Source organism: Comamonas sp. w2-DMI, from assembly GCF_040187735.1.
GTDB classification, from domain to species: Bacteria; Pseudomonadota; Gammaproteobacteria; order Burkholderiales; family Burkholderiaceae_C; genus Comamonas; species Comamonas terrae.
This window is the reverse complement of record NZ_JBANEL010000038.1, coordinates 1-12,714: the sequence shown is the minus strand read 5'-3', so window position 1 is coordinate 12,714 and position 12,714 is coordinate 1. Positions and strand designations below refer to the sequence as shown.

12 protein-coding genes are annotated in these 12,714 nt (G+C 65.4%); 6 read left to right on the top strand and 6 right to left on the bottom strand.

The window, feature by feature from the left end:
* The first annotated feature begins 141 nt into the window (after positions 1 to 141).
* Together V8Z74_RS23945 and V8Z74_RS23940 are read left to right on the top strand one after the other, a co-directional pair.
* The gene (locus tag V8Z74_RS23945; RefSeq protein WP_349711736.1) at positions 142 to 1,737 is read left to right on the top strand and encodes a carboxylesterase/lipase family protein; all 1,596 of its coding nucleotides are present in this window, start codon (positions 142 to 144) and stop codon (positions 1,735 to 1,737) included.
* A gap of 283 nt (positions 1,738 to 2,020) precedes the next feature.
* Entirely contained in the window at positions 2,021 to 2,374 is a 354-nt protein-coding gene (locus V8Z74_RS23940) for a helix-turn-helix domain-containing protein (RefSeq protein ID WP_349711734.1), read from the top strand.
* An 87-nt stretch (positions 2,375 to 2,461) separates the two neighbouring features.
* Here the strand turns inward: V8Z74_RS23940 and V8Z74_RS23935 are convergent, their stop codons facing one another.
* The 4 genes from V8Z74_RS23935 to traA form a co-directional block, all read right to left on the bottom strand.
* Entirely contained in the window at positions 2,462 to 3,382 is a 921-nt protein-coding gene (locus tag V8Z74_RS23935; protein ID WP_113935220.1) for a S1C family serine protease, read from the bottom strand.
* Positions 3,369 to 3,590 carry a hypothetical protein gene (locus V8Z74_RS23930; RefSeq protein ID WP_104874799.1) on the bottom strand — a complete coding sequence of 74 codons (222 nt, stop codon included), beginning with the start codon at positions 3,588 to 3,590 and terminating at the stop codon, positions 3,369 to 3,371. The genes V8Z74_RS23935 and V8Z74_RS23930 overlap by 14 nt, the downstream gene beginning before the upstream one ends.
* A gap of 72 nt (positions 3,591 to 3,662) precedes the next feature.
* The gene (locus V8Z74_RS23925) at positions 3,663 to 4,034 is read right to left on the bottom strand and encodes a hypothetical protein (RefSeq protein WP_079651109.1); all 372 of its coding nucleotides are present in this window, start codon (positions 4,032 to 4,034) and stop codon (positions 3,663 to 3,665) included.
* A gap of 33 nt (positions 4,035 to 4,067) precedes the next feature.
* Entirely contained in the window at positions 4,068 to 7,331 is a 3,264-nt protein-coding gene (gene traA / locus V8Z74_RS23920; RefSeq protein ID WP_104874797.1) for a Ti-type conjugative transfer relaxase TraA, read from the bottom strand.
* Positions 7,332 to 7,524: 193 nt separating this feature from the next.
* Between traA and V8Z74_RS23915 the strand changes: the two genes are divergently transcribed.
* Genes V8Z74_RS23915 through V8Z74_RS23900 form a run of 4 tightly spaced genes read left to right on the top strand, consistent with a single transcriptional unit; the run spans position 7,525 to position 10,985 of the window.
* Positions 7,525 to 7,776: a TraC family protein gene (locus tag V8Z74_RS23915; RefSeq protein ID WP_129994635.1), complete on the top strand. Its 252-nt coding sequence runs from the start codon at positions 7,525 to 7,527 to the stop codon at positions 7,774 to 7,776.
* A gap of 22 nt (positions 7,777 to 7,798) precedes the next feature.
* Positions 7,799 to 8,020 carry a conjugal transfer protein TraD gene (locus V8Z74_RS23910; RefSeq protein ID WP_171887550.1) on the top strand — a complete coding sequence of 74 codons (222 nt, stop codon included), beginning with the start codon at positions 7,799 to 7,801 and terminating at the stop codon, positions 8,018 to 8,020.
* 32 nt (positions 8,021 to 8,052) lie between these two features.
* Positions 8,053 to 10,581, top strand: coding sequence for a type IV secretory system conjugative DNA transfer family protein (locus tag V8Z74_RS23905; RefSeq protein WP_198421943.1), 2,529 nt, complete (start codon positions 8,053 to 8,055; stop codon positions 10,579 to 10,581).
* Positions 10,582 to 10,592: 11 nt separating this feature from the next.
* On the top strand, positions 10,593 to 10,985 hold the full coding sequence (locus tag V8Z74_RS23900) for a hypothetical protein (protein ID WP_171887551.1): 393 nt from the start codon (positions 10,593 to 10,595) through the stop codon (positions 10,983 to 10,985).
* Positions 10,986 to 11,070: 85 nt separating this feature from the next.
* On the opposite strand, the gene V8Z74_RS23895 is transcribed toward V8Z74_RS23900, so the two are convergent.
* Together V8Z74_RS23895 and V8Z74_RS23890 are read right to left on the bottom strand one after the other, a co-directional pair.
* The gene (locus tag V8Z74_RS23895; protein WP_171887552.1) at positions 11,071 to 11,535 is read right to left on the bottom strand and encodes a thermonuclease family protein; all 465 of its coding nucleotides are present in this window, start codon (positions 11,533 to 11,535) and stop codon (positions 11,071 to 11,073) included.
* Positions 11,535 to 12,431, bottom strand: coding sequence for a DNA-binding protein (locus V8Z74_RS23890; RefSeq protein WP_171887553.1), 897 nt, complete (start codon positions 12,429 to 12,431; stop codon positions 11,535 to 11,537). Before V8Z74_RS23890 ends, V8Z74_RS23895 begins: the two co-directional genes overlap by 1 nt.
* Positions 12,432 to 12,714 lie beyond the last annotated feature (283 nt).

Sequence of the window (12,714 nt, the reverse complement as noted above, 5' to 3'; positions counted from 1 at the left end):
CTTGGGAGGATGCCATGACTGGGCTGCGTCTATCAGGCTGTTCGCGAGGTTTTGCAGGATTTCCCTAATTGACATCATTTGCCCAAACGGATTATTTTACCGCGAGCGTCGTTCGCTGCAACCTATTTTTAAGGATAACCAATGAGTACCCTTCGAAAGAATTTTCTTAGTTGCCTTCTCGCGTTCTCGGCGGTGACGTGCTCTGCCAGCACGCTCGCGACGACAGCTGACTCCGGCTCGTTGTCTATTGCCACAGACACTGGTCGGGTTGTAGGTGTCAAACAAGACGGCTACCGTGCGTTCAAAGGCATTCCGTTTGCACAGCCGCCAGTCGGCGCTTTGCGCTGGATGCCACCGGTGCAAGCCGAACCTTGGCAATCGCCGTTGGCGGCCGATAAATTTCGCGACATTTGCGCTACCAAATTTTCGCTCGGCGGTTTTGGTTCAACGAGTGATAGTGAAGACTGCCTTTATCTGAATGTTTATGCTCCGTCCCATCCAGCTTCTGGTGCAAGTAAATGGCCCGTTATGGTCTGGATACATGGCGGCGGATTAGGGACAGGTTCGGGCGATGATTATGACGTCAGCAGACTCGTGGACAAGGGCGTCATCGTCGTGACGTTCAATTATCGACTCGGAATGTTCGGGTTCTTTTCGCACCCCGCTATTAATGGCGAAGGTCATCCGGCCATTAACTATGGCACTCTGGACCAGCAGGCGGCGTTGAAATGGGTCAACAAAAACATCGCTCAATTCGGCGGTGATAACAAAAACGTCACCATTTTTGGCGAGTCGGCTGGAGGTCATAGTGTACTGGCGCAAATTGTTTCCCCTGGTGCGAAGGGGCTCTTTCAAAAAGCCATTGTCTCCAGCGGATCATATTCGCTGAAGCAACCCACTATTGACGAAGCGACCGAACTGGGTCAGCAATTCGCCGAAAACACAGGCTGTGGAAAGCTTGAAGGGAGTAAAGCAGCCGCTTGTCTGCGAGGGCTGTCGACAAATGACATTCTTGAGAAAGGCGTTAAGAGCGTAAAGGCGCAAGTAGTAACCGACGGCCAGATCCTCCCTATGCCATTCATTGATGCCTTCCGTGACGGGCGCTTCAACCGCGCCTCCATTATCAACGGATTCAATAGCAACGAAGGGACGTTTTTTGCGGGCCTGATGCTCCTATCAGGGCACCCGATCGATCGAGCGGCATATTTGGAGAGCATGAAATCGTCTCTAGGTGCGCGTCAAGGCGAGGCGCTGTTTAGCATCGCAAATCTGCCGGCTGATGGCCGTGATCTCGGCGCCCACTTTGCAGATTTTTTTGGACGGGCAAAATTCATTTGTCCTACCCCCATGGTGAACTCTCTACTCGCCAAATACGTGCCTGTCTATGCTTATGAGTTTGCCGACACGACTGCGCCGTCATTACTTGATCCAGTGTCCTTCCCCTATAAGGCAGCTCATACGAGCGAACTTCAGTATATTTTCAAGGGTTTTCACGGGGCAACAGGTCGGACAACATCACTCAATACAACCCAACAGCGACTGTCTGATCATATTGTCGGTTTTTGGACTAATTTTGCTAAAAGTGGAAACCCGAACGGAGCCGGACTACCGACTTGGCAACCCTATACACCTGATAATGAATCGACCATTGAGTTCGCCACCCAGAAAAGCTCGATGATTACCCATGTCTCGGCAAAATACGAGTGTGCTGAGCTAAACGAAATACTGAAACGTTGACAGTAACGCCTCCATCAAACTAATTGCACACTAGCCGGCGGTACTGCGATCGCCGAGTTCACTTGGAACGATTCGTCGCCTGGCGTGTGTGCCTGCCACGTCTAACACGATTTTCCGGGGGCAAGGATGCCCCGCCCTCTAAAACTCTGACAATAAAAACAAGAGATAGATAATGATCAACATCAAGCTGAAAACGTTTGGTGCGGTTTTGGCCGCCTTCGCAACTCTCAACACACACGCAGCCGAACCCCCTGAAACGGGTGAAGGCACGGTATTTCGTAGCTTGTTTGGAGACACACTGGAAAAGGAGAAGGCCGGCCCAGCCTACGACGCATTGAAGGCCGACCCGGCCCGCGCCGTCACGCCCGACCAGGTACGCCGCACGCTCGATGAGCTGCTGGCCGAAGCCGAAGCATCCGGCCAGTATCCATTGCCGCCCGAGCAACGCGAATGGGTGGATGCGCCGGCGGTCGGCCATGAAGTGCTGACGCCCTATGACCCGGCCGAGTTCCTGACCAGTGCCGAGGCCGTGGCCGCATTCCTGGCCGACGCCGAAGCTACGGCCGACCCGGCCTATATCCAGCACGCCTGCGAAGTCGCGGCGCGGGCCAGGGCCATGCACGGCCTGGACGGGTAGGGCTGGCCAGCATCGCCATTTCTGACGGTGCAGGCCCGGAAGCGAAAAGGGCGGCGACCTGGCCGCCCTTGCTGTTCCTGGTTGCCTCTACAAGCCCGCCACGGCCAAGGCGCGGCCGATGGGCACGGCCTGGGTGAATGGCCCGGCGCTGTGGCTCACAAGGCCCACGGCCTCGCCCCGGCCATTGACGACAACGCCGCCGGAGTTGCCGCCCGCTATGGGCGCGTCGATCTGCAACATGCCCGCCGCGCCAATCAGGCCGCCGACCTGGCCGTGACGGCTGACGATGCCCGCGCTCATGGAGAAGTCCAAGCCCTTCGGGGAGCCGATCGCGGCGATGGCCTGGCCTTGGCGTGGCAGGGCGGGGGCCACGCGCACCGGCTGGCCCGGCTCGCCGTCGATCAGCAGCGCGGCCACGTCGCGCACATGGTCGATGCGCGCCACGCGGGCGCTGCGCCATTCCCCGCTTGCCAGCTTCACCCGCACGCCCTCGATGCCGGCCAGGACGTGCGCGGCCGTCAGCGCCGTGCGGCCGTCGCCGACAAGGAAGCCCGCGCCCAGCGTCACCCATTCGCGTTCCTGGTCGGCCTTCGCCCATTCGTGTTGCCAGGCCCGGTAACGGGTCAGCAGCTCGGTTGCCAGGTTGGTTTGAACGCCAGGGACAAGCCATGCCCGGTTACGGCTGCCGTCGCCCTTGGCGCGCTCGATAACGGCCACCATGACAACGGACGGCATCACCTGGCCGGCCACAGCCGCCCAATCGGCGGCGGCAGGGTAGGGGCGGGCGTCCAGCGCCACGCCTTCGCCGGCGGCGCTGCGGGCGCTGTCGGTCTTGGCGTGCGCCTGATGCTTGCTCCACTCGTCGTCATCAAGACGCTTCTGCGCGGCCGCGATGGCGTTCACGTTCGCCTGCGTGGTGGCAAGGGCATAGCCGCCCGAGGCCAGGCCGACACCGGCCAGGACGTAGGCCGCCAGGGCAGCGCGCCGCCAGGATTCAACGCTGCCCATGCTCCGCGCCCTCCTGGTCGTGGTTGAGGCCGCGCATTTGCAGGCGCTGGCCGGTGTCGTCGCCGATCTGCAAAACCTTGATGTGCTGCTCATAGGCCGCCTGGAACATCCAGCCGGCCCCGGCCAGGCCGATGACGGCGGCCGCGAAGGTCACGCGGTATTTCGTTAGCTCGCGGCGGGCGCCGCCGGTAACATTGGTTTCAGCCATGATTTCATCCCTCTGTCGGATGGGGTTGTGGTTAGGCGCCTGGGCCGGTTGCCGCCGCCCTGGCGCCGCCTTTCAGCGGCTAAAGCTGCGGGACTGCTCCCGGTCGCGCGCCGCCTTCTCCTTGAACCGTTCGGCGATCTCGCGGGCGCGGGCCTGCTTCACCTGGTCGCCGTTCTCGTTGTCCCGGTTTAATTCCTTTGCCAGCGTCTTTGCCTGCTGGCCGTTGATCTCGTTCAGCTCGACTTTCTGGCTGGCGTCCAGCTCGAAGCCCTGGCCCTGCTGGCCTTGCTTCTGCTCGGCCTCGATGGCCTGGGACTGCTGCGCGGCCGCCTGGCCGTGGCGTTCCAGCCGCTCAAGATCTTTCGCCTCGCGCCGCTGCTGCGCCTGCTCGATCTGCTTGGCGTAGCCCTGGGCCAGCTCGTCGTTCGTCGGTTCTGTGCTCATGGTGCGTGCTCCTGGTTGGTTGAAAACGGCGCGTCACCGGCTCAAACCGCCGTTGCCGCGTTCCTGCTCGCGCTGCCGCTGCCGGCTGCGCTCGATCTCCTTCGGGTCGCGTGCATACCTGTCGGCAAGCTCGCGCTGCATCTTGTCCAGCTCGACGGCCTGGCGCTCCTTCGGCAGAGCGTTGAACCGCTCGATGCGCTCGCGCAGCTCGGCCGGCAGCTCGCGCCAGGCGCTCGGGTTGCGGTCGGTGTAGCCCGCAAAGCCCGCCTGCCGCTTCACGGCCAGCGCCTTGAACTGGTCGGCCTCTCGCTTGGCGTACATCTCGGCCCGCTTGCGGTCTTGCTCGCTGACCTGGACGGCCGCAGGGCGCTCCGGCTCGGCCTTGGCCTGGGACGGCTGCGCCAGGCCCGCAAAGGCCCTCTGCTGGCCTTCCTGCATGATCGCGGCCGCATGGTGCCGGGGGTCTTTCCCGGCCGCCTGGAACTCCTGGGCGACGGCAAGCTGTGCCTTCGCCACGTCCAGCGCCAAGCCGCCGCCGGCCGCCTCGGCACGCTCGACGCCAGCGCGGAACCCGGCCAGCGGGTCGGGGGCCGGGCGCTCGGCCTGGGGCCGCTGCGGCGCTGCCGGCTGCTCGATCTGCTGCGGCCGCTGCACGGCCGGACGGCCGGCAATGTCGGTCGCGGGCATGAGGTCGGGGCGGCCGTGGCGCTCCAAGCTGCGGCGCATGGCGCGCTGCATCTTCCCGGCCAGCTCGGCCACCTTGGCCCGGCCGCGTTCGAGCCAGCGGCGCATGACGTTCTCGCCGTCGAAGCCGCGCCGGTCGGCAAAGTCCAGCGTGCTTTCCTTCGGCCGCTCGCGGCCCAGCACCTGGGCCAGCTTCCCGGCGGCCAGCTCGGCCGCGCCGCGAACGTGCCAAGTGTTGCGCTCGGCCGTGGTGCCATCCGGCAGGCGCACGGTTTGCGAACCGCCGTGCTCCAAGCCGATGCGGTCGCCGCGCTGCGCGCCGCTGGCGGCAATGGCGCGCTCAAGATCGACGCCCCAAATGGTGTGCCGCTCGCCCTTGTCGTTCTCCAGGGTGGCAAAGTAGCTCGGCCGGTTCTCCGGCTTGTTCTCGTAGGGCGCTGCGCCGTGATCGACCAGCCGCCCGGCCCGCCGGTCGGTGAAGTCGTCCGCCCCGGCAAACAGGGTAGCGGCCTCGCGGTGCCGGGTCATGCCGACATAGGCCAGGCTCCTATCCATGCCGGGGGTCGCCAGCAGGTAAGCCCTATCGACGGTGACGCCCTGGGCCTTGTGAATCGTGACTGCATAGCCGTGATCGACGGCCGCATATTGGGACGCCTGCACCTGGCGCGCTTCGCCGCTGTCCAGCCGAACGGCCAGGCTGCCATCCTCGGCCCGCTCGACGGTGCCAAGGGTGCCGTTCTTCACGCCTAGATCGCGGTCGTTTTTCAGGAACACGATGCGGTCGCCGGCGGCGAACTCGCGGCCGCCGCGCTCGGTCACGAACCGGGCGGAACCGGCCAGCTCGCCGCGCTCCTTCCGGGCATCGCGCACGGCCTGGTTAAGCGCCTGAACGTCCGCATTGGAATGGGCAAGGATGATCTGGCTTCCCTTGCCCTGGTCGCCGACATAGGACGCCGCCAGGGCGTCGCGCGCTGCCTCCCGGCTGCCGTGGATTTGGACGTGGCCGCGCTCGGCGTAGGCCGCCAGGCCATCGGCCACGGAACCCCGCGCAAGCTGCTGGCCGGCCTCGCGCATCCAGGCGTGTTTCTGCCGGCGCACCTCGGTAATTTCGGCCGCTCCGACGTGCTGCACGACGGCACGAAACGCCGCGCCTGCCTCGATGGCGGCAAGCTGCTTGTCATCGCCCAGCAGGACGACTTTTGCCCCGGCCTGCTCGGCTGCTTTCAGCACGCGGCCAAGCTGGCGGCTGCCTATCATGCCCGCCTCGTCGATCACGAGAACATCGCGGGAAGTGAGCTTGTCCTTTCCGTTCTTCCACGCAAATTCAAGACTGGCGAGCGTGCGGCTTTCGATGCCGCTGCCAGCCTGCAATTCGTCGGCCGCCTTGCCTGCCAGCGCCGCGCCTCGCACGTTGAAGCCCTGGGCCTGCCACGCCTCGCGGGCTATCTTCATGGAGAAGGATTTGCCCGTGCCGGCGTCGCCGATGACAACGGCCAGGCTGCCCGGCTTGAGAACGTGCCGGACAGCGTTTTGCTGCTCGGCCGACAGGGTGCCCGCGCCATCAATCGCGGCGTTCGTGATCGGGCCGGAAACGCCATGCCGTCCGGTGCGCGCCAGGCGCTCGGCGCACTCCACCATGCCGCGCTCAGTCTCGATCATTTCGCGGGTGGAGAACTTCGCCGGATCGCGGCCGTTCGCCGGTTCCATCTCGACCAGCAGCGGCGAGTTTTCCAGCTTGGCAAGCAAGCCCTGGAACTGCCCGGCGTCGTCAATGTAGCGGTTCAGCTCGGCGGCAATGTCGCGGCGCGTGAATACGGCCTGCGTCGCCGTGATCTTGTCTAGGATGATCTCCGGCCGCTCGGCGATCTGCCGCGCCTGCTCCTGCCGGTCGGCGTTGTGAATGTCGATGCGGTCGGCTTCCAGGCCGCGCCTATCCATCGCCACGGCGTCGCTGCCGATGTGCTTGGTTGGCGTCAGCTCAACGCCTTGATCCGCATAGCTGCGGTGGTCGATACGGGCGCTGATTCCGGCCCGCTCCAATGCCTCGTTTGTCAGCTCCGCCCACTCGCGGCGGATGTCGGTAATGTCGCCCTGGCTGGTGCCAGGAATGCCCGCCTTCTGCCTGTCCTTGTTCGCCAGCTCGATGACGGCCTTAGCGCCTAGCGCTCCATCCGCGCCAATGGTGCGCGTGGTCGCCAGCATGTGAACGTGGAAATTGCGGTCGTCGCCTTCCCTGTCCGGGGCGTGGATGCACACATCCACGGCCACGCCGTAGCGGTCGGCGATAGCCTGCCCCATGCGCGTTGCAAGCTCGCGCCGGTCGGCTTCGTTCAGCTCGTGCGGCAGGGCCGCCCGCCACTCGCGGGCCACTCGCGCATCCTTGCGCTTCTCGGCGGCCTCGGCGGCATTCCACAAGGCGGCGCGCTCGGGAACCGGAACGCCTGCGGGCGTGACGATCTCGGCCGACAGGACGCCGCCTTTCCGGGTGAAGTCGAACACTTCCCCGGTGCGCTCATCTACCAGCTTCGACGCGGATCGATAGGCGGCAGCAGCCACGGCGCTATGCCCGGCCGCCCGTCCTATCGTGTGCGTGTTCAGGTGGTAGATCGCCATTTCTTCCCTTGGCGTTTTAGCCGCTAAAAAGGGGTGCCGGGGTATCCCCGGCCGCAGGAGGGTTGCGCAGCAACCCGTAAGTGCGCATTTCGCTTCGCTGCATGACTATACCAGCGCCGTGCCTTCCCTACCAGCGTCGCAAGGTGCTAACATCACGCGGGCATAACCCACAATCACGAAAGGAGCTGTAACGATGGCACGAAAGACCTTATCCGAACGCAAGGCCGACAAGCTGGCCGAGCTGAACCGCATCAAGGCAGAACTGGCCGAACTCGAAAGCAAGGCCGCTGAACGCATCGGCAAGATTGCCATTGCCGCCGGTCTCGGCGATCTCGACATTGACGACGCAGCCATGCGGAAGGAGTTTGAGGCTATCGCCTCGAAATTTCGCAAGGGCGAAGCCAAGCAAGCTGCCCCGGCTCCGGCAGCGCCTGGCGCGAACTGAACGCGATTTAGGACGCCTTCGGATGAACGCCAGGAGAGAAGATGCACGCCGCAAGATTCAGCTTGGCGGCTTGGTCATCAAGTCCGGCATGGCGGACTATCCTGCATCCGTGATCTTGGGCGCTTTGACCCTCGCGGCCGGCGCGCTCAAAGGGCCGAACGCTGACGCCACCAAAGCGCGCTTTGAGGCGGCGGGCGACGCGGCTTTTTCCGATGATGGAGAGGACGGCGGCAACCGTTCCTAGCCGTCAATTTCTACCTGACAGAGAGGTGAAGCATGATGGATTTTGAAGCTCTAGCAGCGCGATTGTGGGCCGCCGTTGTGGCGGTGTTTTTCGGGGCGTTCGTCCTGTCTCTGGCGAACACGGCGCACGCCCGCGTTTTCCCTGAATGCAACCCGGCTGCCGAAGCCGGAAAGCTCTACGGCGCGGCTGATGCTGACGCCTGGGTGAAGCGCATTTGTGACGCGCAGGAATCGACCTACCGGACGTGGGAAGCGAACCTGCAAAAGCTCGACATTGGGCAGCAGGATTTGGCGATGGCGACGAACGCCGGAGACTGGAAAGCCTACCGCGCCAAGTGGGCCGAATTGCTGCCCGTTTTGAAGGAAATGGAAGCGGCCGCGCTGGCGAGCCGGAACGCCGTTGGCGCGGCGAACATCCTTAGCCTGTATCGCGCCGACCTCGGCCTTTTCTTGCAGAACGCGGGCCTGGGAACGGCGGCGAACCTGGACGAGTTCAGCGCCCGGATTTCCGGCGGTCTGGACGGCCAACGCCCGGCGGCGGCGGCTACCGCCGGCGTCAATGTGGTGCAGCAGTCCGTGACGCGGGGCGTTGAGTTCGTGAAGGGGCTGGCGGCTGCGGAAGGCGACAAGGTTCTAGCGGAGTATCGCGGCCAGGTTGAGCAGAAGGCCGCGACGCGCCGGGAGCAGCTTTCCGGAAGCACGGCAAGCGGCTATTTCGGCGGCTTCGCCCGGCGCATCATTGAGGTTTGGGGCATCTTCTTCTTCGTCCTTTTCGTGCTGATGCTCGGCGCGGTCGTGGTGGCCGTGAAGCGCAAACAAAACCCGATCACGCTGGCGGGCGCGGCCGCCCTCGCCTACCTGCTGCCGGCGTCGGCAATGGTGCTGGCGTTCGTGCTGGTTCCGTTCCTGCCGTCCTGGGCCATGATCGCGGCAACCCTGGTCGGCACCTATGCCATGTATGCGCAGGGCGGCCGCATCTGCGGCGCGCTGGCGTCCAAGCTCGGCGAAGGCTCCACCCTGGGCCATCGGCTGCGCGTCCTGGGGGCCTGGTTGGACAACCTGCGGGCCGGATTGCAGGGCGAACCGGGCGGCGCTGCCAGCATCGGCGCGGCCGCCGTTCAAGCCGCTTCCGCGCCCGGCGCGCAGCCGGTCACGCATGGGTCGGCCAGGTGGGGCACGGTCGCGGAAATCCGCCAGGCCGGGCACCTGGTCGCGCCCGGAAAACCTGCCGGTTTCGCCCTGGGCCGGGTGGCCGATGCGTCCGCCGGCCTCGATCAGCGTTTCCGCTTTACCGGCCACGTCGTGACGGTCGCCCCGACCGGCTCCGGCAAGGGCATTGGCGCGGTGATCCCGAACCTCCTGGACTATCCCGGCTCGGCCCTGGTGCTTGACGTGAAGGGCGAAAACGCGGCCGTGACGGCTCGCGCCCGCCGGGCGCTCGGCCAGGCCGTGCATGTGGTCGATCCGTTCGCGGTCAATGGCGACGGCGGCGCGGCCTTCAACGTGCTTGACCGGATCGACGTGTGGAACCCGGATTGCGTGAGTGAATCGGCCATCCTGGCCGATGCCTTGGTGATCTCCGAAAGCAAGGGCGACGGCGTGCATTTCGATGAGTCCGCCAAGAACTTCCTGCAAGGCTTGATGCTGCACGTTGCCGGACTGGATGACGTGGAGCGCCGGAACCTGGGCGAGCTGCGCCGGCTGCTGACGGCCGGGGAAGCGGAGTTTTTCGACCTCTTGGGCATGATGGCCGCTGACGAAACGGCCGCCTTCGGCATCCCGGCCAGGGCGGCAAATACGCTCATGGGGATGGCCGACAAGGAACGCGGCTCGGTGCTTTCGACGGCCCGCCGGAATACGGCATTCCTGGATGACCCGCGCATCGCGGCGGCGCTGTCGCGCTCCGGCTTCGACCTGTCGGAAATCAAGGCCACGGCCATGACGGTTTACCTGGTCATGCCGGCCAACCGCATCGGCCCGAATGCCCGATTCCTGCGCCTGTTCATCAGCTCGGTGATTGCCGCCATCACGTCCAGCAACGTGCAGCCCGCGCACCGGGTCGCGTTCCTGCTCGATGAGTTCGGCCAGCTCGGCTACATGAAGCAGATCGAGGACGCCGTTTCGCTGCTGCGCGGCTACGGCCTGGCCTTCTGGGTGTTCATTCAAGACTTGTCGCAGCTCAAGGGTGCCTATCCGAAGTGGCAAACCTTCCTGGCGAACAGCGCCAAGTCGTTCTATGGAACGGACGACTACGACACGGCCAAATACATCAGCGACAGCCTGGGCAAAGCCACCATCGAGTTCGAGACAGAGAACAGCGGCAAGAACAGCGGCACCGGCATTTCCGGCGGCGGCGGCTCGATGAACAGCGGCAAGAGCAAGGGCACAAGCCAGCAGTTCGCCGGGCGTGAGCTGCTGACGCCTGACGAGGTGATGCGCCTCGGCCCGGAAAAGCCGATTGTGCTGGTCAAGGGCGAATATCCGTACCTGCTCGACCGGCTGAACTATCTGGCTGATCCCGAGTATGCCGGGCGGTTCGACGCGAACCCCTACCATAGCTGACGGGCGCGGCCATGTGGGTTTTCGTCGTCATCGGTTATCTGCTGCTGGTCGGCCTGGCCGCCTGGTTCGGCGGCGGCGCGGTGATGACGGTCGCCGCCGGCGGCTTCGTCCTGGCTGTGGCGCTCTGGTTGCTCGATGGCCTGCTGGCCGATCTGCTGCGCGGGCCGCTGCGGTGGCTCGCCAAGCCCTTCCGGGCGCTGGCCTCGGCCCTGGGCGTGCTGATCGTGCTGCCGTTCATTCCCGGCATCTTCCTGGGGTCGTTCCTGCTCGAACTGTTCCGCCGGCGGCCGCGCCAGGCGGAACCCGGCCGCCCTGCCCCGGCCACGCCGATGCAGGCCGCCGGCCGGCGCACGGCGGACGTGATCGACCTGGCCGCCGCCAGGCAGCGGCGCGGCGGCCAGTAGTCTTTCAGCGGCTAAAGCCGCCCCCCAAGTGTCAATATCAGCCCGAAGCGATGCACTGTTTTTAACATTAAAAACAGTGCATTTACTATTTTTTAGCCCTGTATTCCCACGGCGGCACCGGCTGGGGATCGCGCCATAGGCCACGCCGGGCCGCCCTCGCCTCGTCCTGGATCGCGTAGAGGCTCCGGTCGGTCGCGTAGCGGTCGAAAACCCATGCCATGCCGCGCCGTACCTGCTCGGCGTTGGCGTCGATGCCCGCGCAGCTCACGCGGCCGATGGTGCGGCCGTAGCGGTCGCGCCCGCCGTCCTCGATGACGGCATCCCGGCCGTAGCAAAGATCGGAAAGCGATTGCTTCGACCGCTGGCCGAAGGGTTGCCGCTTCTCGGGCGCGTCGATCTCGGCCAGCCGGATGCGGCGCTGCTGGCGGCCGGCGTCCAGAATGGTGAGCGTGTCGCCATCGGCGACGGCCACCACCCGGCCGCGCAGCTCGCCGGCCTGGGCGGCCGTCGCCGCCAGGATGACCGCGAACGCGGCCAGCCCTGCCCGCATCACTTGCGCCCCTTGGCCGGCTTGTCCTGGTCGGCCGCCGGCTGGATGCGGGCCAGCAGCGCGGCGTTCTGTTCCTGGTGCGCCGTGAGCTGCCCGGCCAGGCGGGCGGCTTCCTCGCGGGCGGCGCTGGCATCCTGCCGCGCCTGGTCGCGTTCGCCCTGGGCGGCGGTGAGGCGTTCGGCCATGCGGTGCGCCTCGGCCGCTGCGGTCTTGCGCTGCTCCTGGTGCGCTTCCTGGTCGGCCTCGGCCTTGGCCTGCGCCTTCACCAGCTCGCCGCGCACCTGGTCGAGTTGAGCGGCGGCGGCCTGGCTGGCCTTCTGCTGCTCGGCCAGAGCCCCGCGCGCCTGGTCGGCGTCCTGGTGCGCCCTGTCCAGTTCCGTGCGCAGCTCGCCGGCGCGGCGCTCGATCTCCTGGGCGCGGGCCTCGGCGGTGTGCGCCTGTTCCTGGGCAGCGGTCAGGCTGGCCCGCAGCTCGTCGGCTTCGCCGCGTGCGGCCGCTTCGGCGGCCTCGATGGACGCCAGGCGGGATTGCAGAGCTTCCACGTCGCTCGCCAGCTTGTCGGCCAGCTCGGTTGCCTCGTTGCGGTCGGCTTCCAGCTCGGCGCGGGCCTTTTCCAGCGCCTCGCGCTCCACGGCCAGGCGGGCGTTTGCCAGGTCGAGCGCCACGGCCCACACGTCCGCGCCCAGTTCGGCCAGACGGTCGGCGACAGCCTGGGGCGCAGGCTCGCGCAGCGGCGCGGCGGCCGTGGCCTGCCGGGCCTTCCATTCGTTCAGCGCCGGGGAAATGGTGGTGTAGCTGCCGCCGGTGCGCTGGCGGATGGCCTCAAGGGTGGGCTTCTGGCCGCCGGCGGCCAGCTCGTCAGCGGCGGAAAAAATCTGCTCTTTGGTCACGGCCATGATGCGCTCCTGTAAAAATGTAGCGTTGTAGTATGTTGTATAATACTACTACATATTACAAAACACAAGACCATACAGAAATTTTACAAACCCTACAGGAACGCTACGCGGGCGGCCACGGCCAGCGCCCGGCCGGGAGCGCGTCGGCGGCGAAAAACGGGCGCAGGAAGCCCGTAGGGGTCGTCTCAGAAAACGGAAAATAAAGCACGCTAAGCCGGTTGCAGCGGTCGTAGCGGCCTGAACTTGCCCGCGCCGATCTTGGCGCTGCTGCGCCAGAGGTAAT

Bases quoted from the DNA above. Each gene is read 5' to 3' on its own strand.
- V8Z74_RS23905 (WP_198421943.1), top strand. From the start codon at position 8,053: ATGATGGATTTTGAAGCTCTAGCAGCGCGATTGTGGGCCGCCGTTGTG.
- traA (WP_104874797.1), bottom strand. From the start codon at position 7,331: ATGGCGATCTACCACCTGAACACGCACACGATAGGACGGGCGGCCGGG.
- V8Z74_RS23935 (WP_113935220.1), bottom strand. From the start codon at position 3,382: ATGGGCAGCGTTGAATCCTGGCGGCGCGCTGCCCTGGCGGCCTACGTC.
- V8Z74_RS23915 (WP_129994635.1), top strand. From the start codon at position 7,525: ATGGCACGAAAGACCTTATCCGAACGCAAGGCCGACAAGCTGGCCGAG.
- V8Z74_RS23930 (WP_104874799.1), bottom strand. From the start codon at position 3,590: ATGGCTGAAACCAATGTTACCGGCGGCGCCCGCCGCGAGCTAACGAAA.
- V8Z74_RS23925 (WP_079651109.1), bottom strand. From the start codon at position 4,034: ATGAGCACAGAACCGACGAACGACGAGCTGGCCCAGGGCTACGCCAAG.
- V8Z74_RS23945 (WP_349711736.1), top strand. From the start codon at position 142: ATGAGTACCCTTCGAAAGAATTTTCTTAGTTGCCTTCTCGCGTTCTCG.
- V8Z74_RS23910 (WP_171887550.1), top strand. From the start codon at position 7,799: ATGAACGCCAGGAGAGAAGATGCACGCCGCAAGATTCAGCTTGGCGGC.
- V8Z74_RS23900 (WP_171887551.1), top strand. From the start codon at position 10,593: ATGTGGGTTTTCGTCGTCATCGGTTATCTGCTGCTGGTCGGCCTGGCC.
- V8Z74_RS23895 (WP_171887552.1), bottom strand. From the start codon at position 11,535: ATGCGGGCAGGGCTGGCCGCGTTCGCGGTCATCCTGGCGGCGACGGCC.
- V8Z74_RS23890 (WP_171887553.1), bottom strand. From the start codon at position 12,431: ATGGCCGTGACCAAAGAGCAGATTTTTTCCGCCGCTGACGAGCTGGCC.